Origin of the sequence: Cryobacterium sp. GrIS_2_6 (genome assembly GCF_035984545.1) — a bacterium.
Classification (GTDB): domain Bacteria; phylum Actinomycetota; class Actinomycetes; order Actinomycetales; family Microbacteriaceae; genus Cryobacterium.
Window position 1 is genome coordinate 2,580,193 of record NZ_JAXCHP010000001.1, and the last position, 25,264, is coordinate 2,605,456.

Annotated in this window: 19 protein-coding genes; 4 read left to right on the top strand and 15 right to left on the bottom strand. The window is 65.8% G+C overall.

The features are described from left to right. Position 1: 1 nt before the first annotated feature. Both RCH22_RS12765 and RCH22_RS12770 read right to left on the bottom strand, forming a co-directional pair. Complete coding sequence (locus tag RCH22_RS12765) at positions 2-304, bottom strand: rhodanese-like domain-containing protein (RefSeq protein WP_322136378.1); 303 nt, start codon at positions 302-304, stop codon at positions 2-4. Further along, positions 301-2,067 carry an FAD-dependent oxidoreductase gene (locus tag RCH22_RS12770; RefSeq protein ID WP_327014295.1) on the bottom strand — a complete coding sequence of 589 codons (1,767 nt, stop codon included), beginning with the start codon at positions 2,065-2,067 and terminating at the stop codon, positions 301-303. Before RCH22_RS12770 ends, RCH22_RS12765 begins: the two co-directional genes overlap by 4 nt. Before the next feature lie 92 nt (positions 2,068-2,159). On the opposite strand from RCH22_RS12770, the gene RCH22_RS12775 reads away from it, so the two are divergent. Both RCH22_RS12775 and RCH22_RS12780 read left to right on the top strand, forming a co-directional pair. Then, positions 2,160-3,464 carry an O-antigen ligase family protein gene (locus RCH22_RS12775; protein ID WP_327014296.1) on the top strand — a complete coding sequence of 435 codons (1,305 nt, stop codon included), beginning with the start codon at positions 2,160-2,162 and terminating at the stop codon, positions 3,462-3,464. A 68-nt stretch (positions 3,465-3,532) separates the two neighbouring features. After that, positions 3,533-4,849, top strand: coding sequence for an O-antigen ligase family protein (locus RCH22_RS12780; protein ID WP_327014297.1), 1,317 nt, complete (start codon positions 3,533-3,535; stop codon positions 4,847-4,849). An 8-nt stretch (positions 4,850-4,857) separates the two neighbouring features. Here the strand turns inward: RCH22_RS12780 and RCH22_RS12785 are convergent, their stop codons facing one another. Further along, positions 4,858-6,039 (bottom strand): glycosyltransferase family 2 protein, encoded by a 1,182-nt coding sequence (locus RCH22_RS12785; protein ID WP_327014298.1) that lies wholly within the window; start codon positions 6,037-6,039, stop codon positions 4,858-4,860. A gap of 36 nt (positions 6,040-6,075) precedes the next feature. After that, on the bottom strand, positions 6,076-7,338 hold the full coding sequence (locus tag RCH22_RS12790) for a lipopolysaccharide biosynthesis protein (protein WP_327014299.1): 1,263 nt from the start codon (positions 7,336-7,338) through the stop codon (positions 6,076-6,078). A gap of 67 nt (positions 7,339-7,405) precedes the next feature. On the opposite strand from RCH22_RS12790, the gene RCH22_RS12795 reads away from it, so the two are divergent. Beyond that, positions 7,406-8,317, top strand: coding sequence for a glycosyltransferase (locus RCH22_RS12795; RefSeq protein WP_327014300.1), 912 nt, complete (start codon positions 7,406-7,408; stop codon positions 8,315-8,317). Between the two features lie 28 nt (positions 8,318-8,345). On the opposite strand, the gene RCH22_RS12800 is transcribed toward RCH22_RS12795, so the two are convergent. From RCH22_RS12800 to RCH22_RS12835, 8 genes are all read right to left on the bottom strand, one after another. After that, a complete protein-coding gene (locus RCH22_RS12800) occupies positions 8,346-10,376 on the bottom strand; it encodes a hypothetical protein (RefSeq protein WP_327014301.1) in 2,031 nt (676 codons plus the stop codon). Between the two features lie 111 nt (positions 10,377-10,487). Further along, complete coding sequence (locus RCH22_RS12805) at positions 10,488-11,498, bottom strand: glycosyltransferase family 2 protein (RefSeq protein WP_327014302.1); 1,011 nt, start codon at positions 11,496-11,498, stop codon at positions 10,488-10,490. A gap of 30 nt (positions 11,499-11,528) precedes the next feature. Continuing rightward, a complete protein-coding gene (locus RCH22_RS12810) occupies positions 11,529-13,385 on the bottom strand; it encodes a methyltransferase domain-containing protein (protein WP_327014303.1) in 1,857 nt (618 codons plus the stop codon). Continuing rightward, positions 13,382-14,290 carry a hypothetical protein gene (locus RCH22_RS12815; RefSeq protein WP_327014304.1) on the bottom strand — a complete coding sequence of 303 codons (909 nt, stop codon included), beginning with the start codon at positions 14,288-14,290 and terminating at the stop codon, positions 13,382-13,384. The genes RCH22_RS12810 and RCH22_RS12815 overlap by 4 nt, the downstream gene beginning before the upstream one ends. Next, positions 14,283-15,335, bottom strand: coding sequence for an NAD(P)-dependent oxidoreductase (locus RCH22_RS12820; protein WP_134449046.1), 1,053 nt, complete (start codon positions 15,333-15,335; stop codon positions 14,283-14,285). Before RCH22_RS12820 ends, RCH22_RS12815 begins: the two co-directional genes overlap by 8 nt. 98 nt (positions 15,336-15,433) lie before the next feature. Next, positions 15,434-15,811, bottom strand: a complete 378-nt coding sequence (locus RCH22_RS12825) for a DUF2304 domain-containing protein (protein WP_134449047.1) — start codon at positions 15,809-15,811, stop codon at positions 15,434-15,436. Beyond that, a complete protein-coding gene (locus RCH22_RS12830; protein WP_134449048.1) occupies positions 15,808-16,545 on the bottom strand; it encodes a glycosyltransferase family 2 protein in 738 nt (245 codons plus the stop codon). The genes RCH22_RS12825 and RCH22_RS12830 overlap by 4 nt, the downstream gene beginning before the upstream one ends. A 10-nt stretch (positions 16,546-16,555) precedes the next feature. Then, a complete protein-coding gene (locus RCH22_RS12835) occupies positions 16,556-17,761 on the bottom strand; it encodes a glycosyltransferase family 4 protein (RefSeq protein ID WP_327014305.1) in 1,206 nt (401 codons plus the stop codon). A gap of 148 nt (positions 17,762-17,909) precedes the next feature. Between RCH22_RS12835 and RCH22_RS12840 the strand changes: the two genes are divergently transcribed. Further along, positions 17,910-19,424 (top strand): DUF2142 domain-containing protein, encoded by a 1,515-nt coding sequence (locus RCH22_RS12840; RefSeq protein ID WP_327014306.1) that lies wholly within the window; start codon positions 17,910-17,912, stop codon positions 19,422-19,424. A 16-nt stretch (positions 19,425-19,440) separates the two neighbouring features. On the opposite strand, the gene RCH22_RS12845 is transcribed toward RCH22_RS12840, so the two are convergent. From RCH22_RS12845 to RCH22_RS12855, 3 genes are all read right to left on the bottom strand, one after another. Next, the gene (locus tag RCH22_RS12845) at positions 19,441-21,930 is read right to left on the bottom strand and encodes a glycosyltransferase (protein WP_327014307.1); all 2,490 of its coding nucleotides are present in this window, start codon (positions 21,928-21,930) and stop codon (positions 19,441-19,443) included. Between the two features lie 112 nt (positions 21,931-22,042). After that, positions 22,043-24,373: a hypothetical protein gene (locus tag RCH22_RS12850; protein WP_327014308.1), complete on the bottom strand. Its 2,331-nt coding sequence runs from the start codon at positions 24,371-24,373 to the stop codon at positions 22,043-22,045. Between the two features lie 229 nt (positions 24,374-24,602). Further along, complete coding sequence (locus RCH22_RS12855) at positions 24,603-25,166, bottom strand: hypothetical protein (protein ID WP_327014309.1); 564 nt, start codon at positions 25,164-25,166, stop codon at positions 24,603-24,605. Between the last annotated feature and the right edge of the window lie 98 nt (positions 25,167-25,264).

The following is a 25,264-nucleotide window of genomic DNA, read 5'->3' on the forward strand; positions in this document are numbered from 1 at the left end:
CTCAGGCCTTTCCGGAAACGGGCAGCCCGGCGCGCTGCCACGCGTCCATGCCGCCGACGACGTTGATCGCGTCGATGCCCTGCGCCGCGAGGAAGCCGGTCGCCTGGGCGCTGCGCCCGCCGAGGTGGCACACCACGTAGACAGGGCCCGTGCGCGGCACCTCGTCGACGCGCTGCACGAGCTCGCCGAGCGGGATCAACCGCACTCCCTCGGCGTGGACAGTGTCGTATTCGGACTGTTCGCGCACGTCGACGACGGCGGGGTGGTCGAGCGCGGCGAGTTCCGTGACGGTGATTTCCTTCATGCGACGATCCTTTCGGTGGAGAGAGTAGGAACTACGGGGGAAACAGGAGGAGCAGAAGCGACCGCGGCGCGGGGCGACGCGGCGAGCGCCGCGGCCCCCGCCGCCCAGGTTTTGTAGCCTCCATCGAGGTTACGCACCTCACGGCCGAGCTGGCTGAGCAGCCGCGCGGCGGTGTGTCCGCGCTGCCCGACCTGGCAGTGCACCACGAGCGGCCCGGCCGGCAGGTCGCCGAACCGGTCGCGGAGCTCATCGAGCGGCACATTGATCGCCCCCGGGATACTCCCGGCCGCGAACTCGCCCGCCGTGCGCACATCGACCAACACCTCGCCCGCGGCGAGCGCGGCTGCCAGTTCGTGCCACTGCAGGCTGCGGGTGGTGCCGGCCGCGAGGTTGTCCGCGACGTAGCCGAGCTGGTTGATCGGGTCCTTCGCCGAGCCGTACTGCGGCGCATAGGCGAGCTCCAGCCGACTGAGAGCGGATGCCGTCAGCCCGCCGGCCATCGCCGTCGCGATCACGTCGATCCGCTTGTCGACCCCGTGACCGCCCACGATCTGGGCGCCGAGGATCGCGTCCGTCGCGGCATCGACCAGGAGCTTGACCGACATCTGCTCGGCCCCCGGGTAGTAACCGGCGTGGTCGCTCGGGTGGGTGTGCACGACCCGGTGCCCCCGGCCGGAAGCCAGCAGGCGCCGTTCACTCCAGCCGACCATGGCGACGGTCGTGCCGAAGACGCCGACGATCGCGACGCCGAAGGCCGGCTCCGCGGCGACGGCGACCCCGGAAGCGCCGGCTGCGCTGTCGCCGGCACTGTCGGCAATGCTGTCCGCGGCGGCGCGACCGTGCCGGTTGGCGAGCCCGGCCATCGCGATCCGGGTCGGCCCGCCACTGATCGCATCGACCTTCTCGGCGCCGTCGCCGACGGCATAGATGAGCGGGTCGCTCGTCCGCTGGGTGTCGTCCACCCAGATCGCACCGCTCTCGCCGATCCGCAGTCCGGCCGCAGCGGCGAGCGAGGTGTCGGGAAGCACTCCGGTCGCCTCGATGATCAGGTCCGCCCCGACATCCGTTCCGTCGCTGAGCAGCACGCGCCCGGCGGATGCGCCCCGCACCGAGGTGTCCACCCGCACGTCCACGCCGTGCGCCTTCAGCACCGCGGCAACCGGGGCCGCCATCTCGGGGTCGAGCGGCCCGAGCACCTGCCCGGCGAATTCGACGGCCGTCACCTGCACGCCGCGCAGGACGAGGTTCTCCACAGCTTCGAGGCCGATGAAGCCGGCGCCGATCACGACGGCGGAGACCGTGGCGGCGGGGCCCGGCCCGGTCGCGCGCGTGAGGAGCGCGGTGATCTGGTCGACATCGTCGACCGTGCGCAGGGTGTGCACCGGCAGGTCTGACCCGGCAGGGAGCACGCTGCGGGTCGTCGCCCCTGCCGCGAGCACCAGCCGGTCATAGCCTTCGGTCGTGACGGTCCCCGTGACCGCGTCCCGCACGCTGACCGTCCTGGCCGCACGGTCGATGCCGATGACCTCGTGGTCGATGCGCACGTCGAGGCGGAAACGACTCGCGAGCGACTCGGGCGTCTGCAGCAGCAGCGCCGACCGGTCTTCGATGAGGCCGCCCACGTAGTACGGCAGCCCGCAGTTCGCGAAGGACACGTAGTGCCCGCGCTCGAATACGATGATTTCTGCCGCTTCGTCGAGCCGGCGCATCCGCGTCGCAGCGGACATGCCGCCCGCCACTCCGCCCACAATAAGAATCTTCATGACTGAACTATACCCCCATGGGTATAAAAATGTCTGGGTGGCTGTGTGCTCGACAGCAGCCGGGCGGGAACCCCGGCAGTACTCTAGAACTCATGCCCGTCGTACAGAGCCGTTTCGTCGTCCGGTCCTTTGCGACGCTCGTGTTCTTCACGGCCCTCGCCGGTCAATTCTGGCGCAACCTGCTCGGCTGGTGGGGCTTCGGCGCCATCGCGGTCGTGGTTCTCATCGGCAGCGTGGTGTTGCTCGTTCGCCTGAAGCCGGACTGGGTCTGGTCGAAGTTCCCGCGCTCGATCGGCGTCTTCCTCGTGATCACGACGCTGTCCATCGCCTGGTCCTTCTACCCGGGCGCCTCGGCCATCGGCGTCGGCGTGCTCTGGGCCACGACGATCGCCGCGCTCTTCCTCGCCCTCGTTCTCAGCTGGGCCGAACTGCTCCGCACCCTGGCCGCGGCGCTCCGCTGGGTGATCGCCCTGTCGCTGCTCTTCGAGGTGATCGTCGGCGCTTTCGTGCGGCAGCCGGTGCTCCCGCTCTGGGTGTCCTACCCCGGCGAGAAGATCCCGGACGCGTTCTACTGGTCCCGCGGCCTGCTCTTCCACGGCGGCCCGATCGAGGGCATCGTCGCCAACCGCAACCTGCTCGGTTTCGTCGCTCTCCTCGCGGTCATCGTCTTCGCGGTACAGCTCGCCGCCCGCACAGTCCGGCGCGGCTGGGGCATCGCCTGGCTCGCCGCCGCCGCGGTCGTGCTGGTGCTGACCCGCTCGGCGACCGTGACCCTCGCCGCCGGCTTCGTCGCGATCGTGCTGATCTTCGCCCTCTGGACCCGCCGCCGCGGCCCGCAGCGCCGCCGTCCCGTCTATGTCGCCGCCACAGGCCTCATCGTCGCCGGCGGGGTCGCGGTGGCAACCCTGTCGCCGTGGCTGCTCAGCCTCTTCGGTAAGAGCGAGGACCTCACCGGCCGCCTCGACATCTGGGCGAGCGTCACCGGCCTCGCCGTGCAGCGGCCGGCATTCGGCTGGGGCTGGGTCAGCTACTGGGTGCCGTGGGCCGAACCCTTCGCGGGCCTCGCGAACCGCAAGGGCGTCGTCTACCTGCAGGCGCACAACGCCTGGCTCGACGTCTGGTTCCAGGTCGGGGTGATCGGCCTCATCGCCTTCGTCGCGATCGTCGCCGGTGCACTCTGGCGGTCCTGGTTCCTCGCGGTCGACCGGCCGCGCACGAGCGTCTCCGACACCGCCCCGTACACCGTCTCCGCCCTGCTCCCGCTGCTCCTGATGGCCGCGCTCATCGCCCAGAGTGTCGCCGAGAGCCGGCTGCTCATCGAATACGGCTGGGTTCTCCTCGTGCTCGTCAGCGTCACCACCAAGAGGCAGCAGGCCTTGAACCGGCCGATGCCCTAGGCATCCGTGTGACTGCGAAACACGCCAGACCCGGCGGGGCGGATGCCGGCGGGTAGCCTAGGAAGCCCATGAACTCCCGCGCGCACTCCCCCGAACTACCGAGGGCACTCATGCGGCTCTTCCGGGGCCCGCACTTCGCCACGGCGCTGACCCAGGCGACGATCGCGACGGCGTTCGGCTCAGTCTTCCTGCGCGGGCTGGTCGGCTGGCCCGGCCTGATCGGCGTGCTCGGCGGACTCGTCGTGCTCGCCGCGTTCTCCCTCGTCGCCCGCAGGAAACAGATCGAATGGCACGGGCTGTTGCCGATCTCGATCCTGGTGTTCCTCGGCTGGTGCGCGCTGTCCCTGCTCTGGACCGGGTACCCGTTCGCAACGGCGATCGGGCTCATCTACCAGCTCGCCTTCGCCTTCCTCGCGCTCTACATCGTGCTCGCGCGCACCATGATCCAGATCGTGCGGGCGACAGGGGACGTGCTCCGGGCGCTGCTCGCGACCTCCCTCGCCCTCGAGATCGTCGCCGGACTGCTGCTCGACGCGCCGATCCGGTTCCTCGACATCCAGGGGCATCTTGACGAGCTCGGCCCGATCCAGGGCATCTTCGGCTCCCGCAACGCGCTCGGGTTCGCGGCCCTCATCGCGGGCGTCACCTTCGTGATCGAGCTGCGGACCCGGTCGGTGCGGCGCGGGGTGGGAATCGTCTCGCTGATCGGGGCGACCGCCTGCCTCCTGCTCACCGGGTCTCCGGTCATCTTCATCGTCGCGGTCTTCGTCGGTCTCGCCGGTCTCGCCCTGACCTGGCTGCGCAACACCCCCCAGCCGCGCCGTCGGCTGCTGCAGTTCGCCCTCCTCGGCGTGACCGTCGTCGCCGGGGTCGTCGCGTTCCTCACCCGCGGGGCCATCGTCGAAGCGCTCAACGCCCGCAGCGAATTCGGCGTGCGCGCGACCCTGTGGCGGGAGATGTGGCGCCTCGTGGGCCTGCACCCGCTCGAGGGCTGGGGCTGGTCGGGCCTGTGGCCGGGCAGCGCGACCCCGTACGGCTGGCTCGACTTCAGCACCCGCCGTCACTACGAGACCGGACTGAACGCGTTCCTCGATGTGTACTTCCAGCTCGGCCTGATCGGCTTCCTGAGCTTCCTGGTCCTCGTCGTGCTCGCCTTCTGGCGGTCCTGGGTGCTCGCCTCCAACAAGCGCACCCTCATCTACGCGTGGGCGCCGCTCATCCTCGTGGTGCTGATCGTCACGAGCCTCGCGGAGAGCACCGTTCTCGTGGAGGCCGGCTGGCTGCTGCTCCTGATCTGCGCCCTCACGGCCGCGCAGGGCAAGAGCTGGCGCAGCGGGCTGCAGCCCAGGCCCCGCCCGCCCGAGACCGACGACGGGGCCGAGTAGAGCTGTCGCTAGCGCGGGCGACGGATGTCGATGGACAGGATCCCGAGGAACATCCCCGACATCGCGGTCTGGAACCCGAGCATCATGAACAGGGCGGCCGGAACCGCGAGCCGCATCGTGTCGACGGGGTCCTGGGCGCCGAATCCGGAGGCGGCCCAGACGCTCAGCTGGAGGATGGCAACGGCGAAGCCGATCACGAAGAGGATCAGGCCGACGATCACGCCGCTTTCGAGGCTCGCCCGCTGGGCGAACCGTTCGAAGGCCCGGCTGCGCGGCAGGTGGAAGCCCTCGTGTTGCGCATAGAGCTTCGTCAGAAGCGCAAAGAGCATCGCCTGGTAGCCCACGACGGCGAGCGCAGCGAGATAGACCTGGCTGGACACGTCGAGGCCCACTGTGCCGATCTTCACCGGACCGAAGGCGAGCAGGATGGAGCCGAGGATTCCGAGGGCGAACGCGACGGAACCGGGGATCAGGAACAGCCAGCGCGGGTTGAAGAGCAGCAGGAACCGGAGGTGGCGCCAGCCGTCGTGCCAGCTGCGAAGGTGCGGCGGACGGCTGCGGCCGTCCTTCTTGAGCGTCGTGGGCACTTCGCTCACCCGGAGGCCGTCGAGGGTCGACTTGACGACGATCTCGCTGGCGAATTCCATGCCGGTCGTGATCAGGCCGAGGTCGAGGATCGACTGCCGGTTGAAGCCGCGCAGGCCGCAGTGGAAGTCGCGGATCTCCGAGCGGAACAGCATCCGCCCGATGGTCGAGAGCACGGGATTGCCGAGGTACTTGTGCAGGGGCGGCATGGCGCCGGGCTCGATGCCGCCGCGGAACCGGTTGCCCATCACGAGTTCGTCGCCAGCCCTGAGCCGTTCGACGAACTGGTCGAGGGAGCTGAAGTCGTAGCTGTCGTCGGCGTCACCCATGATCACGTAGGTGCCGGTGGCGGCTTCGATGCCGCCCATCAGGGCGTTGCCGTAGCCCTTGGCCGCGACGTCGACGACGCGGGCGCCGTGCTCGATCGCGATCTGCTGGGATCCGTCGGTGCTGCCGTTGTCGGCGATGACGACTTCTCCGCGGACTCCCGACCGCGTCAGGTAACCCTGGGCTTTGTCGATGCAGATCGCCAGCGTCTCGGCCTCATTCAGGCACGGCATGACGATGGACAGTTCGAGCTCGGCGACAGACGTGTCGGACATCATTTCCTTCGGGACGGCGGGTACAGCTAATCCTTCACCCTAGACGAGTGGAACATGGATGCCGCGCGGGGCATCCGCCTGCACGCGCCCGAACGATGCCGCGATGACCCACACTGCGGTCACGGTATACCCGGAGATGACTCCGGCCACGGCCGCCCACGACCCGGTCAGGACCGGCGTGCCCGCGACCATGACGATCAGGCCGACGACCAGGCCGACGACCGAGGCTGCCGTCGCAACCCGGGTGCGCCCCGTCGTCAGCAGGTATGCCGTGGCGACCAGGGAGATCGAGAAGGCGAAGACGCCGATCAGGAGGAAGGCCATGATCGGTGCGGCTTCCCGGTAGGTCGCGTGGAAGACGACGTCGACGACGATCGGGCTGGCGAGGGCGACAGCTCCGAAGACGGCGCCGAGGCCGAGGAACATCACTCCGAACACGATCAGGTACCGGCGCCGCGAGGCGACCCGATCGGCCGCCACCCACTCGGTGAAGCGCGGGATGAGCACCTGGGTGATGGCCTGGCTGAGCATCGACGCGGGGGTGGCGAGCGACATCGCCGCGGCGAACAACCCGGCCGTGAGCGGTGGCTCGACGATGAATACAAACACCATCGCGAACTGGATCAGCCCGTTCGAGGCGAGCAATCCGAGGGAATTCCAGGAGATGAACTTCAGGATGCGCGCCGGCTCCAGCCCACTCTCCTGCCGGAGCTCGTCGTGGCCGAGGTGTGCGCCACGGAGCGAGTGCAGGGCGAAGACGGCGTAGCCGATCGCGATCGGCCAGAGGAGCGCCCCGGGAAGGCGTGTCACCAGGACGATCGTCAGGAGCCCGATCGTCGTCGCCGAGGAGATAACGTCCCAGACTGCCGCAGACGTGATCCGGCCGAGGCCGACCTCGATCCCCCGAGCGAGGACATAGCCGGACCACGTCACGATCAGAACCCCGATCGCGATGGTGTCGCCGATGTCTGCCCCGAGCGCGATCATGGCGACGGGAAACCCGATCAGCAGCATTCCGGCGCAGGAGATCCAGAACGAGCGCTGGATCAGTCGGAGGGCGGGCACAGGAGAATGGCCGAGCGCGCGTTCGTGCGCGAGGAAGTGCGCTGCCGCGTTTCCCGCCCCGGTCGGCCAGAGCAGCGAGAGGATCAGGGCCAGGGCGATCCAGGCCGAAACGTGAGCCAGATCTTCCGGCCCCATCACGCGACCGATCAGCACCGTATAGGCAAAACGGGCCAGTCCCTGGGCGAGGACACCACCGGTGGAGATGGCTGCCTGGGACATGAGCGAAGATGGTTTCACCTGTGAATGCTACTCGGCGAACACGGAAGCAGCGGTTCCGATACCGGATGCCGCGAGGGAGAACCGCGTGACACTCGACATCATGATGCCGTTCTACGGCCGCGTCGACCATTTCCGCATCGCCGTGGAGAGCGTCCTCGCGCAGACGGATCCCGACTGGCGTCTCGTCGTCATCGACGACTGCTATCCCGACGTCACGGCCGGCGAGTGGCTCGTCGGCCTCGCAGACCCGCGGATCGTCTACCGGCGCAACCCGGTGAACGCGGGCATCAACGTGAACTTCCAGGCCTCGATCGACCTGGCCGTGAACGAGTGGCTGACCATCTTCGGCTGCGACGACGTGATGCTGCCCGGCTATGTCGCCCGGGTCAAGGCGCTCGGCCAGGCGCATCCGACCGCGGACTTCATCCACCCGGGCACCCGGGTCATCGACGGCGACGGCCGGGTCTACCGGCCGCTCGTCGACCGGATGAAGGCGCTCTACCGCCCGCACGTGCGCGGCACCATCGAGCTGGGCGGCGAGAAGCTCGCCGTGAGCGTGACGAGGGGCAACTGGATGAACTTCCCCGCGATCGCCTGGCGCCGCTCGGCCGTTGCCGCGGTGGGGTTCCGGCCGAACCTCTCGGTCATCCAGGACCTCGGCCTCGCCCTCGACGTGGCGTTCCAGGGCGGCAGCCTGCTGCTCGACGACGAGGTCGTCTTCGAGTATCGCCGCCACGCCTCGAGCGTCTCGTCGTGGCGGGCAGCGGAGGGCAGCAGGTTCGTCGAAGAGCAGCGCTTCTTCCGGGCACTTGCCGCCGAGTTCGAAGAGCACGGCTGGCCTCGAGCGGCCCGCACGGCCCGCTGGCACATCTCCTCGCGGATCAATGCCCTCACGCGCCTGCCCGAGGCCGTCTCCGCCCGTCAGACGGCCGGAATCCGCATTCTGGCCAGGCACGCCCTCGGCCTGAGCCTCGCCGAGCGGGCCGAACGCCGGTAGGTGCCGGCGAGAGCCGGGCGACGTGTTTCTAGCGCGGGACGACCTGGTAGATCTCCAGGGTCGCCTTCGGCAGCTCGAAAGCCTGCATGGGCTTCAAGCAGGTCGAGTCAAGACGGTGGTCGTCTGCGAGCACGTAGCCCACGTTCGCCTGCGCGAACACGGAGCAGGCGTCGAAGGTGACCCGGATCTGGTCCTCAGCGGGATTGGAAACCACGGGCTCCCCGGGGCCTGCGACCCAGCTCACGCCGGCGAGTCGGTTCCACTGGAAGGCGTACTGGTTCGCCGGGTCGATGACGCCCCACATTGCGCGGGAGGGTGCACCCTGGAAGCCGTTCTCCGCACGCACGCCGGACTCCAGCAGCACCGCAGTCGTGAGTCCGCCGCCGATACCGACCCAGGTCTTCGGCGCCGAAACGTCGAGGGCGACGACGGCCCGGGACACCGCAGTCTCACGCAGATCGAGCACCCCGCTGTAGATCGGGTTGGTCAGGCCAGAGCCGGCGATCGTCACGATCAGGAACGCGGTCGCCGCGAGCCTCGGCTGACGGCGCGCGGCGAAGTAGATGGCCGCCGCTGAGAGCAGCGCCCAGAGCCACCAGAGCTGCACGGCCTCGAGCATTCCGGGGAGATGCCGGATGGCCACGTATCCGATCGCGGCCTGGGAGAGCGCGAAGAGGCCGGCCGAGATCGCGGCGATCCAGAAGCCTGCGCGCACCCGGTGTTCGTCGAGGTAGCGCAGCACGTAGGCGAGCAGGCCGAGGGACGCAAGCCCCATGCCCAGCCGCACGCGGTTCTGGCTGGTCTTGTCGAGCAGCAGGAGCCGGGCGATCGCATCCCATCCGGGCACGTACAGGTAGGCGAGCAGCAGCAGGACCACCGCGGTGAGCCCGATGAGCGTCCAGGGCAGCATCCGCTTCGCCCTGGCCTGCCTGAACACGATCCAACCGACGACAGGCAGCAGGTAGATACCGATGTAGAAGAAGGTCGATGCTTCAGAGCCGTTCGCTCCGAGCAGGCCTGGGCGCTGCGCATTGAGAGTCTGCGTGAACGAGGATGCGATCGCCGAGGCGAAACTCAGCAGGCTGCCGCCACCGGTCGGTGTCACCCGGTTGCCCGGGTACGTGGTGCCGAGGAACGCCTCGACGGTCGTGAGTTTGGTCGCGAGCCAGAGAACCGTGACGGCGGATGCCGCGACGCCGGCCACGAGCACCGGTCCGACCCGCGAGAGCACTGCCCGCAGCCCAGGGTTCTCCCGGCGACGCTCGATCACGAGGCCGACCGCGAAGAACAACACGACAAGTACCGCCGGAACGATGAAGGGCACGTAGATGCCCGTCGCCATGACCACCGTGAGGTAGCCCACGAGGGCCGCCCAGCCCCATCGGGACCGCAGGGAGCTGCTCGAGAACGCGTGGATCAACGCTGTCATGGCGGTGAGTGCCCACACGACCGGCCACAGCGTCGTGGACAGGTACCACCACTGGAAGAGCGGGCTGTAGAGGAATCCAACTGCGATCATCGCGGAGACGCCGGGCCGCCTGGGCAGCAACGTGACGAGGAACATATACGCGGCGGCCGCGAGCGCGAGCCCGGGCAGCCACCATTTGAAGGCGATCGCGTGGTCGACGTCCATGACCATGAATCCCCAGAGGTGCGGCCGGAAGGCCACCGTCCAGTCGACCCGGGGCAGGTCCTGCGGCAACGTCGCATCCATCCCGCCGGGGAACGTCTCGTTCACGAGCGGAAGCCCCTGCTGAACCTGGGCGATCGCCCACACGGTCTGCACGTTCCATTCATCGGACCTGGTGAACTGTGGCGTGCCCGCGATCAGGCTCGAGTCGCTGCCGTAGGCGATCTGGCTGTGGAAGACGCCCGAGGACGACCCGTTGATTCCGAGTGCGACGAGCACGATGCCCAGGATCAGGAGCAGCGCGGGGAAGGCGAGGAGGACCCGCGTGCGCGGCAGGCCGTCCGTGCCCGGTTCGGTGAACCGCCGATAGCCGTCGCGCCAGGCGTGCAGTCGCGATCGCCCGACAACGGGCGTCAGATCCTGTGGCACGGCGAGTTCCTCCATCACTTGCGCGGAATACGTCCGCATCGGGGCCACGGGCACCCCCGGCGCCGGCCCTCACCCAGAGTAGACGATTGGTGAGAGGGCCATCGAAAGGGCCTAGACGGGCTGCACAAGGTCGCGCAGCACGTCCTGGGCGCCACGCCCGAACCGGGCGTAGCGTCCGGTACGCCACTCACGGACAACGGGGAGGATGCGCGCCGCGTACGCTGCGGGCAACGAACTGCGCATCAGCTCATGATCGAGCTTGTCGTTAATGAGTGCGAGCTCGGTCGGTCCAGGTTGTGGGGCGAGTTCAGGTGCGCGTTGGGCGAGAACCTCAGCCCTCTCCAGCAGGCGCTGGTTTCGTTCACTGCGGGATGCCTGCAGGCGCCCGAGTCGACCCGCGGCATCCAAGGTCGTCACTCCGATCTGATTGCCACCGTGCTGCCGGTAGTCGACGAGTTGCTCGTCGAGGAGATCCATGCTCCCGGTCGCCGCAGCCACGATCGCCAGCCATTCGTCGTGTACCCACGCGCCCGGAAACGGGCGGGCGCGTTCGAGGAGCTCCCGCCGCAGCATCGTGGTGGCCCCCGTGACGATGTTGCGTCGGAGGAGGAGTTCGAAGGCCCGGCCCTGATGTTCCAGGGTCCGTTCCGCGTCGGTCACACCGAGGGTCTGCAGGAGGGTGGTGCCGAGCGGATGCCCGTCGCCGTCCACGAGCCGGGCGTCGGTGTGCACGAGCAGTAGTTCGGGGCGCCGACCGAATTCTGTCTTCATCCGTTCCAGTCGGTTCGGCTTCCAGACATCGTCCTGGTCGCTCAGCGCAAGGAGGTCGCCGGTGCATGCGCCCAGAGCCTGCTCGAAGTTCACTGCCACGCCCAGTGGTTCGGGGTTCCGGATGATGACGAGCTCGATGCCGAGCCCCGCGTTCGTCCTGCGCCACTCGCGAACGACACGATCGATCACATCCAGGGTCGCGTCGTTTGACCCATCATCCGAAACAACGATCTGGTCGGGCCGGAGCGTCTGGCCCAGGATGCTGGCGAGTTGCTCACCGACGTATGCGGCCCCGTTGTACGTGCACAAAGCAACCGAAACGTGTGAGGGTGGTGTGGATTCGCCAGTCATCGTGCCCTCTCCCCGCAGACCCCGCCGGTCCTATTGGACGCGACGCGCCCGTCTCATCCAGGACGTCGTTCGCCAGGACCGCGATGCCTCGAGCTTCTGGATCGTCGATGCCAGCTCGTCCGTGGAGTAGGTGACGCAGTCGCTCATGCGAAGGGCCGGTCCGCCGCCGAAGAGCTGCGACAGGGCACGCATGGGCGCCTGGATGCGCCACGATCGCGATTCGAGGATGGTCGCGATCCGCCGCAGCAGCCCGATCCGAAGGTGCGTGTTGGTCTGGAATGCCGAATTGTGGTCCTCATGGCCGCCATTCCCCGCCCGTCCTGTCACGAGGTCCCGTACCGCGCGGGCCTCCCCGATCGGCAGAAGTATGGGTAAGGCATCGAGCTTCCGGTCGATGGCGAGATGGTTGAGTTGCCACTCGCGGGATTCATGTTCCGTTCTCGAGGACTCTTCGGTCTCCCACCAGTGATAGATCGCGGTGATCTTCTTGGAGTCCTCCACGCCGACGATCGCCGCACTGCGCAGGATCAGGTCCCAGTCCTCGGTGGTCGTCATGGTCTCGTCGAAGGTCATTCCGAGGTCGTCGAAAATCCCTCGCGGGAAAGCGATCGACATAAGCGGCGTGCTGTTGCTCACGAGGTGCGATGTGAACGAAAAACTCGGGGCGTATGGGAACTTGGGGCTGCCGATCGCCCGGATCCCCGGAACCTGACGCACCGTGACCCGATCGACCGATTGCATGGTCGCGACCGCGCGCAGGAGCGCACCGGGCTTCCTTCTCTCGCTGGTCAGGAAGGCCTCGACCCAGTGGGCGAACACATTGTCGTCGTCATCCAGCACGACAACATAGCGACCGCGGGCAGACTTCATTCCGACGTTCAGCGGGGTCGCACGCCCGCCGTGGTCGACCTTGACGTACCGGATCCGTTCTCGGAGCCACCGCGGATTGTCCTCGATGGCTTGTTCCACCTGGATTTGGTCAGCGGTGAGCACTTTGTGCCCGAGGACGAGGACCTCGAAGTCGTCAGACGTCTGGCCCGCGAGACAGTTGAACACTTCCCGCAGCTCTGCAATGCGCCGGCCCTGTGTTCGCGTGAGAATCGTCAGGAACGGGCGGTCGTCCTGGACGTCGGTGCTGTCGACAAGATGAGACGCCTGCGCGGGACCCGCAACGCAGGACCACACGAATTGGTTCACGCGGCCATTGGACTCGGCGGATTCACGGACGTAGCGGAGGAAGGAGTTGAGAGTCGTTCCGTCCTGCAACGCAGGATGGGTGGACGGGAAATGCTGGTCACTCTGCGACAGCTCGACGTTCTGCATCCCGACCCTGTGCAGTCCGGCAGCGCCCAACTTCGCCACGAGGGACTTTTCGCTGAAGAATTCGATGTGCGTCGCGTCGAGGAGACCGGACACGGTGTAGTCCCACTCGCCGAGCAGAAGCTTGTGGGTCACGTCCTGGTGCGTGACGTTGGGCACGCTGACGACGACGTGCGCGTCGTTGCTGCGGCAGAGCTGGGCGATGACGTCGAGAAGGCCGCTCGCGGTGCCGATGTGCTCGAGCCCGTCCAGGATGGAGATGGAACGCACCCTGCGACCGGCCAGGATCTTCTCGATGAACGAGAACGTGTCCGGCAGTGTCAGGTCGTGAGCGTGCATCTCGAGGCCACGGGCGCGTGCCGAGCGGAGACCCTCGGAATCGAGGTCAACCCCCACGTACTGCCTGCCCAGTTCCGATTGGACGACCTCGCCGATGACGCCGAATCCGGCCGCGAGGTCGAGGTGGACACCGTCCCCGTCGGAAATCCGGTACTCCTTGAGGAGTGCGATCGTGTGCCCATAGACGTTGTCCACCGCATAGGCGTTGTCATACGGGTTGCCGCTCATAGAAGGTACCTGTGCTTCGCGTATTCGTTCGTCGGAGTGAACACTCCGACGACATGGTCGGAATCCACCTGGGGGGCGAGTAAACCGGCAAGACGCCGCCGCTCATACTCGGCGACCGCGCGAAGCAGTGTCTCGTCCTTGGAAGAGCGGAAGTAGCCGGCTATCTTCTCGACGAGGTCATCGCGAGACCACTTGTGCGCCAGGAGGAGCCCTGCCTCAGCCGAGTAATACTGCTCGGCCGAGGTGGGCTGCCACTGTCCGTCGTCGCCGAGGCGCTTGTCATGGAACACCGTCGCGGCGGGCTGGAAGACGACCAGCCGGCCGGCTAGACGAACACGCCACGAGAAGTCCACATCATCGCAGTACATGAAGAAGGTGTCGCTGTCGAAGCCGCCGAGTTCGACGAAGAGATCGCGCGGGATCAGCGCGCAGGCCGTGGTAGCCCACATCGTCTCCCCGGTCACCGGGTCGTAGTCCTTGGGGTGTTCGATGGGGAGCTGTTTCGCCTCGGCCATGCCCACGAGCGGGTCGTCCAGGGAACGGATCAGGAACCCGAGGGCACGGGGGGCGAGCACGACATCCGGGTTCATGATGAGGACGAGGTCCGTGTCCAGATGCTCGGCAATGAGATTGTGCCCGAGAGCGGAACCGGTATTCCTGCCGAACCATTCGTAGCGGATTCGGAGGGAGGGAAACCTCTCGGCCCAGGCCTCAAGGACGTCGGTGTCGAGCAGGGGACGCCGGGACGCATCCCCGTAGGCCACCTGCATAGGCCAGACGGCTCCCTCGGGGACGGCCAGTTCAGCGCAGCGGTTGAGACTTTCGAGTGCCCGTTCGATGGCGCCGACGTCGTTGTTGTAGAGGACGCACTGAACGGTGACGGACTGTTCAGCGTACTCAGGCACGGATGTCTTCCAGCCAGGAGATGAGTTCGGTCAGCCCTTCATCGAGGGAGACTCGCGGCGACCAGCCGAGGTCCGCAGTCGCAGCGGAATTGTCCGCAAACGCGGCGCGGACATCGCCCGGACGGTACTGGCCGGTGACCGTGGGGGCCGGCGCGGAATACCTGTCCGCGATCATCGTGGCGACCTGGCCGATCGTCGCCGGGACTCCGGATCCGATGTCCCAGAGTCCGCTGCGTCCGTGAACGATCGCCAGGCGGATGCTTTCAACGACGTCGCTGACGTGAACGAAGTCACGCAGGATCTCGCCGTCCTCGTAGACCGGAATGCTCTCACCGCTTCTGGCGACGCCGCAGAACAGCGGGAGAATTCCCGTGTACGAATTCGTCGGCGACTGGCCCGCACCGTAGACGTTCTGAAGCCGGACGATTCCGAGAGCAACATCGCGCGGGGTGCACCATGCCCTGAGCAGGAGCTCCTGCGCGACCTTGGTGGCACCGTAGATACTGACCGGGCGTGTCTGCGTGAAGCGCGCGTCCATGGCAACAGGTTCGGAGCCCGCCGCAGCCCAGATTCCCTGGGTGAGGTCTGCTGTGGTCCGCGGTTCCGCGGGCACGACGATGCCGTCGGCGTTGCGGAGGGATCCTTCCCCGTACACGGCACGGCTGCTGGCGAGCACGATCTCCTCGGGCAGTGCTCCGGACGCACCGAGGGCGTCCAGCATGCGGGTCGTCCCGACCACGTTGGTCATGCTGTGGAGCGTGGCTTCGTCGTAGGACTGGGCTGTGCCCGTCTCGGCGGCCAGATGCACGACGACGCGAGGGTGGGTACGGTCGAGGACGCGGTTCCACGTCTCGACCTCGGTCACATCGCCTTCGATGACAACCGCGGCGGGATGGAGGTCCTCGGAGTGCCGGCGGCCGTTGTGCACCTGCGGACTGAAGTTGTCCACGATGACGACCTCGTCAAAATGGTTGATGAGCGAATGTGAGAGTCGCGAGCCGATGAAGCCCGCTCCTCCCGTAATCAGTACAGTGCCAGCCGACATGGTGTGACCGTCCTCCCCCTGCCCCGTTTGGACAACTCGACCAGTCTAGACGCCCCGTGGAAAGCCCCGTAGTCGCGGCGGAGCACCACTTTGGGTCGTCAGCGGGGTGGAGGCTGCCGTTCGGGCACCTCTCCTTCGACGTCGCGCAGCCGCAGTTCGAGCAGGGCGATGGATTCCGCGAGACTTCTCGCCCGCCCCTCCATGCGGGTCAGCTCGGAACTGTGCTGAAGGCAGACGAGGAAGAGGATCGCGATGCTCACGAAGAAAACGAGGTTCGTCGGAACCTGAATACCGAGGAGCTGCGCGGTCCACTCGAGCGTGACCGGGAAGATGCTGGCCAGGAGCGCGGCAATGCCGGCGACCATCCACCAGACGGCATGCCTCTCGCGCAGGCGTCCTCGGCGGAGCAGTTCGACGACGATGACCAGTGTCAGGAGCGCGGCGGCTATCCCGAGCACATAGCTCGTCAGGGTCATGCTGTGCCGCCCTCGGCGCGTCGGCCCAGTGGGGGTCTCAGGAGGGCGAACAACAGTGCGATCATCGCCCTGCCGAGATAGACCGCCGACTTGCCGGCGCCATGCGAGGGCGTTCCGCCGGATCGCACGCGCATGGATGCGGGAACCTGCATGACACGACACCCTCCACGAACGGCAATGACGAGAGACTCGACCGTGTCGCCGAGGTACTCGGCCGGATAGTGCTTCGAAAAGAGCATGACCGCTCGGGGGCCACTGGCTCTCAGGCCGGACGTGGTGTCGGTGAGCCTGGTCCCGGATATTCTGCTCAAGAGTGACGAGAGAACGATCATCGCCCACCGTCTGGGACCGGACGCCACATACTCTCCTGCCCCGGCGAATCGGGCGCCGATGACCAGATCCGCGTCTGCGAGACCGGCGAGCATCGCCGGTACGGTGCCCGGATCGTGCTGGCCATCGGAATCGATTTGGACGACGTTCGAGTAGCCATGTTCGAGGGCGTAGCGAAATCCCAGTCGCATCGCCCCACCCACGCCCAGGTTGATCGGCAGAACGGCCACCAGCGCTCCCGCCGCACGCGCCGCAACGGCCGTGTTGTCTGACGAGCCATCGTCAACCACGAGGCACCCGGCACCGGGCAGCTGGTCGAGTACTTCACGGACGACGGCGCCCACCGATTCTTCCTCGTTGAATGCAGGCATCACGATGAGGGTTTTCTCCAAAGCCGTTTGCACGTGCTCCATCTTATTCTCGGCCCGTCACGTCTTCCGGGCGCGTGGGGGCGCCCGGAGTCTGCGTTGTGTCCCCGCCATGCAGGCGCGAGACGATCGCGAGATATTCCCGAGCCCGGCTCGCCCATGCCCAGTGGGCCTCCAGAACGGGCCTGGGCATGGCGGGCAATGGGCGTCGCAAGGCATCCCGAACGCCGTCAATGAGTGGTTGCAGTGAGAGCTCGCGGACTTCACGCACGGGACCTCCATCCGCACGAATAGGCGCAACCGACGGAACCGGAAACGAAACGATCTGGGCACCGGATGCTGCGGCCTCGAGCAGCGTGATCTGGAATCCCTCCGCCAGCCGGCTGGGGTTGACGAGCACCGAACCGTGCAGGACTGACCTGATGACCGCGGTATCCGCGTGGCCGTAGAGATGGACACGACCGTCAATCCCGCGAGACCGAATCCGCGTCCGGAGATTCTCACGGTCCGGCCCGTCACCGAGCATATGGACCTGAAGCCCGTCGAACTCGGGTTCCGTCAGAAGCGTCGCTGCAACGTCGACGAATTCCTCCCATCCCTTTCCCCCCACCAGCCGGCCGATGAACGCTATTCCAGTCGGCGGGGCATCATCGGCAAACGCGGGCCAGTCCTCCATCCGGAGGGCGTTGGGGAAGATTACAGACTCCCGGCGAGCGAGCGCGGAAACGAACTCGGCAACCGGTGCCGACACGGCGAGCACTGCAGCCGCACGCCGCAGGACGGTCCGGCCGACGCTGAGGTCGACCAGACGTGAGGCAAGTTGGATGACGCGGGAAGGGGTTCGGACGAACCCGGCTCCGTGCTCCGTGTGGATCACGGGAATGCCCGCGAGCCGCGCGGCCCGGAGCCCGACGTAGGACATCGGGAAGAAGCGCGTGTGGGTGGACACTACAGTCGCACCGATCGTTGACAGCAGGATACTGAGCCGACGAGCCGTTCCCCACGCCGGAAACGATATGACGGATGCGACCGGGACATGCCTGCGCAACCGGACAACACGAATTCCGTCCTCGTCGACGTCGGAGGGGGTGACGTCCAGTGTCACCACCGTCACCCGTGCGCCCGCAGCGCGCACGGCGTTGGCCAGCTGGAAGACGTGGCTCTCGAGTCCGCCCAGGCGTGGGGGATAACTGTTGACGATGATCGCCACGTGAACGGCACCAGAGTCACCCGGTTCGATCTCTATCGCCACGGTGCTCCCCCGGATATCCGTTTTCGCTCTGAGTCTATTCCCCCTGCGGTTCGCGTCGACGGGGACGGTCGCGGGGCATCCGCTCGGGGCGGCATCCGCGGTCCGGTGTTCCGGACGACCGCGAACGGGCGGCAGGTAAGCTCACCACGTGACACTCACTGTGATTTCTCCTGCGCAGGCGCGGATGTTGACGGCGGTGATGGTTCCCCTCCTCGCTCTCGTGGCTCTCCTGAGCTGGGCGACAGCCTCGCCTGTCGGCGCGAGCCCCGATGACGACTTTCACCTCGCGAGCATCTGGTGCGGGGACGGACTGCGTGCGGGCCTCTGTGAGACGGGGCCGTCGGAGGCAGAGCGAGTTGTGCCTGAATCGGTGACGACCTCCGCGTGTTACGCGTTCAAACCCACGGAGACCGCGTCCTGCCAGGGCGGAGACATCGCATCCAGCGTCACGACGATGATCGCGACTGGTCGCGGCAACTGGACCGGCGCATACCCCCCACTGTTCTATTCCGTCATGGGGATGTTTGCCGGGCCGAACATCACGATCTCAGTCCTCCTGATGCGAGCGTTCAACGCCCTCCTGTTCGTCGCGTTCACGACGGCGTTGTTCTGGCTGTTGCCACCCGCCAGACGACCGCTGTTACCCATCGCCCTGGTCGTCTCGGTCGTTCCACTGGGTATGTTCCTGATCCCGTCGACCAATCCCGGCAGTTGGGCGATTCTTTCGGCCGGCACCCTCTGGATCTCCCTTCTGGGATACTTTGAGACGCACGGTCGGCGCCGTCTGGGACTCGGCCTGCTAGCCGCAGCAGCCACGGTCATCGGATCTGCGGCGCGAGCCGATGCCGCCCTCTACGCAGTCCTTGCCATCGGGATTGTCGTCCTGATCGCCGCCCGGCGAACCCGGCGTTTTCTGGTGTCATTGTCCCTGCCTGTCGCCCTGGCGCTGACGGCTGCGTTCTTCTACTTCTCGTCGGGCCAGTCTTCGTTTGCCGAATCCGGGCTTGCCTCGAACGCAAGCGGAAGCGATTGGCAGCAGCTTCTGTTCGTGAACGTCCTCGATGTTCCCCAACTCTGGGCAGGTGCCCTGGGCTTCTGGGGACTCGGCTGGCTGGACACCACTCTGCCAGGTGTTGTCTGGGTCCTGGCTGTGTCCGTCTTCAGCGCGACAGTGTTCACCGGCCTGCAGTCGACGTCGTGGCGAAAGGGTCTGGCGACCTCGGCCGTATTCGGCATGATGTGGGCCATTCCGACCTATGTGCTCGTGCGTTCCCGGGCGTTCGTGGGTGAACAGGTCCAGCCCCGGTACATCCTGCCGCTCATGATCCTGCTGGCGGGGATCACCCTTCTCCAGCCCGCCGGGCGCGCGTTCGCGCTCGGACGGGTTCAAGCAGTTCTTATCGTCGTCGGTCTTGGTGTCGCCAATTCCGTGGCATTGCACGTCAACCTGCGGCGTTATGTCACAGGGACAGATGCCATCGGTTGGAATCTCAACGCCGGCCTCGAATGGTGGTGGGGGGTCGGCCCGGCCCCGATGGCCGTCTGGATCGTCGGGACCGCGGCGTTCGCGGGTGTTGCAGCCGGTCTGCTGGTGCTGACTCAATCCCGTACGTCGGCCCCGTCGAGGTATAGCCCACCGCCCGCGCGCACCACCGGCCGATGACAGACGGGTCGGCCTCCTAGCGCATGTAGCTGATCCGGCTCCGGACCTTCTTGGCCACTGCTCTGACGCCTCCGGCGCGCCAGTAGTGCACAAAGAGGCCGGCGTCATGGCGAAGGCCGTGCTTCTTGCGGCGCACTTCGGGACGTCGATGCGACTTCCTGGCCTCCCCGGGAGTCACAACGCCGCTGGCCAGGAGATCGGGCGAATGACGGGGATCGGCGACGAAATCCACGAGTGGGGCAAGAACCGTCTTCCATTCGTAGTCAGCGCGCACCCGCTGAATGTTCGCCCGTGCTTCCTGGGCGAACTCATCGTCGAACAAGACTCTCTCCAGGGCGGCCGCGAGTGCACCGATGTCATTGGGCGGTACGACAATACCGAGGCCTTCACTCTGGACGAGGGCCGCGAAGTGATCACCCTCTGTGACGACCATGGGGAGTCCGGCCCACAGGTAGTCCAGGATCCGGGTGCGGAACGAGAAGGTCGTCTCGACGTGGGCGAAGTGGGTGCTGACACCCGCATCGGCCTCGCCGAGGTAGTTGTGCCGTTCCGCGTAGTCCACCCACGAGGAATTGAAGAAGACGCTGCTGTCGAGCACGCCGAGTTCAGAGGCGAGCGACCGTGATTCAGCGACGATGCCCATCTCGGGCACGCCCGGGTGCGGATGCTTCGTCCCCTGGAAATAGAGCCGGACATTGTCGTGAGTCTCCGACAGCCGGGCAACGGCACGAATCAGTGTTTCCGGGTCGAACCAGTTGTAGAGGCCTCCGCTCCAGAGCAGAAGCTTGTCTGTCGCTTCGATCCCCGGCAGGACGCCCTTGAGGACCGGCCGGGTCGCAGGAGGAAAGACCCCGTCGAGGCCGAACGGCACGACTTCGATCAGACCGGTCAGATCCGGATCGGAGGCATAGTTCGCGGGGTTCAGCCGGCCAAGGGCCGCGAGCTGGCCGAGATAGAAATGCCGCTGGCGCTCAGAGGCGCACATGAAGAAGTCGCCGCGGAGGAGTTGTTCATTCAGAACATCAGTCGCATCGGAAACCTGCTTGTTCCACTGAACCGCGCCCTGCTCGCGGCCCTGCTCCAGTTGTTCAAGGTGCATCGGGTCGTAGATATCGGCCACGACGATTTTGTTGGTCTTCCTCAGCGAATCGAAGAGTGCCATCGCGAGCCCCTGGAAGACAATCACGTCCGCCCGCTGCTCCAGGCGACCCATCGTTCGGTCATCACCCGGGCGAATATGCACGATCTCGAACGGAGCATCCACGGGTTCGGCCCCGGCAAGGGTGACCAGAGTGACCTCATTGCCCCTGGCCAGGGCGGCGGCCATGTTCCAGGCTCGAATTGCGGGACCGGCCATCTTGGCGCCGATGGGATCGCCCGTGATCACGAGGACACGCGTCACGACCGGAGTGTCCGTGACCCCGAACGCGTTGACGATCTTTTCATAGCCCTTCAGATAATGCTCTGAATGGTAGGACGGGGCGTCGGTCTCACCGAAGAATCGCCAGATGGTCTTGTCGGGAACGACACGAGTCGACTGGATCAGGTCCCGAGACTCCACGAGGGATGGCAGGTTCTCGACGAATTGGTCAATGGCGTAGACACCGGCGAGGGTATCCCTGGCGACTTCCTGAACGGGTCCGTTGTCGCCACCCTTGCGAAGATCGAGTGACGTCGAATCTAATTTGCCACGAGCCACTGCCCGACGAACAGTCAGCGCCAGGGTCGCTGGAAAGATCTTCGCGAGCGCCTCGTCGCCGAGGTTCTTGTACTGGGTGAACAGTGCGTTTCGTTCGAGAAGATAGGTTTCCTTGAAGGCGCCGAACGACGTCATGGACGCGTGGTGTTTGTGGAACGCCAGCGACGCCGGCTCGTACACGAAACGCCATCCGCGGAGGTTGAGTCTCCAGCCGAAGTCGACATCCTCGAAGAACATGAAGAATCGCTCATCGAACCCGCCGAGCGCATCGTAGACACTTCGACGAACGAACATCGCCGAACCCGTCCCGAAAAGCACGTCGCGCGCGTGGTCTGGTTCGGTGGGGACCGCCTGGGCGGTCAAGGGCTTATAACCCTGCCCGAACCAGGTCATGGCCGATCCGATGTAGTCGACGAGAAGACCGTCCCAATCGAGCACTCGACTTGCGATGGCGCCGATCTCTGGATCCTGGTCGAAACGACTGATTGCGGACCTCACCCAGGCGGAGTCAGGCTTGGCATCGTTGTTCAGGAACGCCAGAAAATCTCCTGAGGATGCCTTCACGCCCAGATTGCAGCCCCCGGCGAACCCGAGGTTATCCTTTGATTCGACCAGAACGACGTGAGGTGCTGCGGCTCGGATTCGCGCGGCGCTGTCGTCACCGGAGGCATTCTCGACCACGACGATTTCGAGGAGATCTGCCGGCCAATCGATCCGGCCGAGCTGGGCGATGGCCTCTATGGTGTCATCGGTTCCCCGGAAATTAACGAGGATGACGGACACTACGCCCGCTTGCTTCTTCGGCATGAATGGCTTCCTGACTTGTGGGTGTGCGCATAAACCCTACCAAGCCCCGGCTGGCGCAACGCCGGACTCTGTCCGGTACCACGCTTTCAGCGGCAGTCGCCGCGCCTCCCGTTCACGGCACCGCGATGGTTCGACACAGCAGCGGGGTGTCCGCACCCGCGCCGATATTCTGCGCCGTCACGCACACGTCGTTTGAGCCGGTTTGGGCAGGGATGCGAATCCCATAGCCATGATTGGCGCCGTATCCCGGCATCTGCGCAGCGGCAGCTGCACTCGGGGCGTCGGCCACCACTGTCGTCTTCGTTCCATTGACCGTGACGATGACAGTGACAGGGCCGGTCGAATCAGGATCGATCGCCCATCCCCACGACTCAACGGTTCCCGCGGTCGCCCACAGGTCCTGGACGAGGCCCACGGGCGGACCACTCGGCGCCGCGGGCACGATGATGGTCTGGCACCCGAAATTAAGGTTCGCGCCAGACGCCACGTTGATGCCCCATGCACACACTTCGTGAGCTCCCGGCGCTGCGGCAATCGTGGCGCCGAAACCATGATTGGGTCCGTAGCCGGGATAGGCGGCGCCGACCGCGGCGTTCGCGGAGTTTGCGCTTAGCACGGTCCATTGTCCGTCGATGCGCACCTGGACCGGGATTGGTCCTGTCTGGTCAGGGTCGAGCGCCCAACCCCACATGCTCACACCGCCCGCGGTTCCCCACACCTGGTTCAGCGCGCCAACGGGCGAACCCGACAAGACCATGACAGTGCGGCAACCGAGGGCCAGGTTTGCGCCAAGGCCCTGATTGACGCCCCAGGCGCAGACCGTGTGTTTTCCAGGGGTCGCCTTGATCGTCCCGCCGAATCCGTGGTTCGGACCATATGCGGGATAGGCCTGCCCAACGCCCGCGTTCGCTGCGTCGGCAGTGAATACGGTCCAGACGCCGTCGACCGTGACGTGAACCGGGATGGCAGCGACGGTGTCGGGATCAAGTGCCCAACCCCACATGCTGATTCCAGTAGGAGTGGTCCACATGTCGCTCATGACACCGATCGGCGAACCTGACGGCACGACGACCGTTCGACACCCGAGGGTAGTATTCGATCCAGCCCCGATATTCACAGCGTAGACACAGACCGTTGCAGGTCCACCTGCTGCAGGTATGACCCCCCCGAACCCATGGTTGGAGCCGCTGGCCGGATACGTTCCCAGGCTGGCTGTGCTCGGACTGTTCGCCTGCAGAACGGTCCAGATCCCATTCACCGTGACGTGTATCTGAATCGGATTCGTCGTGTCCGGGTCCAGTCCCCAACCCCAGAGGCTTACGGACCCGGGGCTGGAAAAAACATCCTTCAGTTCGCCGGCAGGCGAGCCGTCGGGAACCGTGATGTTATAGCAACCGAGCTGGGTGTTCTCGCCTGCCCCTTGGTTCACAGCGAAAACGCACACACTGTAGGGACCGGCCTGGGGAACGGCGATGCTTCCCCCGAAGCCGTGGTTCTGTCCGGCACCCGGATACATCGTTTCGGCGGTTGAATTGGGCGCATCAGCGGTCCAGGCAACCCATTGGTCGTTGACCTTCACGTGGATTGCCAGCGCGTTGCTGGAAGCGCTGCCATCGACAGCCCAGCCCCACATATTGATCATGTTGTTGGTCGCCCAGATCTCCTTGACCTGGCCGACGGGCGAGCCGAGGGCCGTTGTGCTCGGACCGAACCAATTGTTGAAGAAGACCCAGAAGTTGCGGTTCCCATACGAGGAGCAGTTATCACCCGTGGTGTACAGGCTGGCCAAAGAGGCACCATTGGGCTGATAAGGCGTGTAGTTGTACAGGTTTGCCGTTGCCTGGTTCTCGATCGTGACTGTCGATGCCCCACAACTGGCGTCAGGACTCCACTGGATCCTGGTGGGACCTATGGCGTATGTTCGCGCGGGGAAGTTCGTGTACTGCCGAAACTGCCACGCTGCCTTGTAGACCTGATTGTAGAATCCGTAGAAGGCCGCGTCGCAGTTACTCGTGTCTGGACAGCCATAGCCCGCCGCCTTCCGGTAGGTGCTCGCCGTCGGGCTGGAACTCGACACGAGCGACGTCTCTTTCTGGAGAAGGACCAAGAGGACTTGCGGATTGATACCGCACGCCTGTGCCGCTTTGTAGATGATGCTGCTCGCCAGTTCGTTGGGCACGCCGTCGTACGCGGCGCAGTGGTCCGGGGCGACGGCTGCACGCGACACCGTGTCCATCCGATAGTCCTTGAGGCAGGTATAGCCCGCATTGCACGCGCTCTCCTTGCCAACGAGGAACGCCTGAATATCAGCCTCACTCATTGACTGCGTGTTAAAGAAAACCTGATCGCTGATGATATTGCCTGGTTGGAACTGCGAGCCGGTGACCGCGGCAGCGCTGTCGACCGGGGTGACAAACGTCGGTACGGTGAGCACGGCTGCCACGAGGGACGCCAACGCGATCATTGCCCCGAATCGGCGCAGCGGCCGCCTGCTCGGTCGAACCTCGCTCACGAGCACTGTCACAGGTCTACACCGGGAAACGGCTGTGCCGGCAATATCAGTTCTGCGACGGAAAAGGCTACGATCTCGAACATTGGCTCACCCTGATCTTCCAGCTAGATAGGTACACGTTACGTGCATGCGTGGACGAAAAGGAATCGCAGGGGAACAATCAGCCGGCGGTCCTCCCAGTGGCGTCGTTCGCACCGTTCACGTCATCGAGCACATCGACGACGGCTTGGAGGGATTCATCCGACACCGGGTGGATCAGAGGAGCAAAATCTGCGGGCTCGTGGGCGCGGCTCGGTTCGATCGCACCGCGGAGTCCGTTCACCCGCCGTTTCACGAAGCCGGCCACTCGGAGTGCCCCGCGGATGGGACGCCCGTACCGCCACGCCCGGCTGTGCAGCAATCCGGCAAGCTGCTCGTGAACGCCGAGAAGGGCGAAGGATTTGCGCAGGTAGGGGACGATGTCCCCGGGCATGATCAGCAGCGAGCTCTCGAGGCGATGGAGCACTTTCGCCTCTGACCAGGCCCAGGACTTCTTGGAATGGTCAGTGTATGACGAGTTGCCACCCTCCCAGCGACGATAGATGGCCGTCAATGAGTCGACTTCGGTGACGCCCAGGAGCAGGGAACCACGCAGGATCATGTCCCAGTCTTCACACACGGTCAGTTCTTCGTCGAACTCGAATCCGAGGATTGTGAAGAGCGCCGCAGGAAACGCCCACGACATGAACGGCGAGTAGTTCATTTGCAGGTGGGCCAGCTGATCGAATTCGCGCGGGTACTCCGCCTTGGGCCAGGACAGGGTGCGGAAGCCGATCTGGTCCT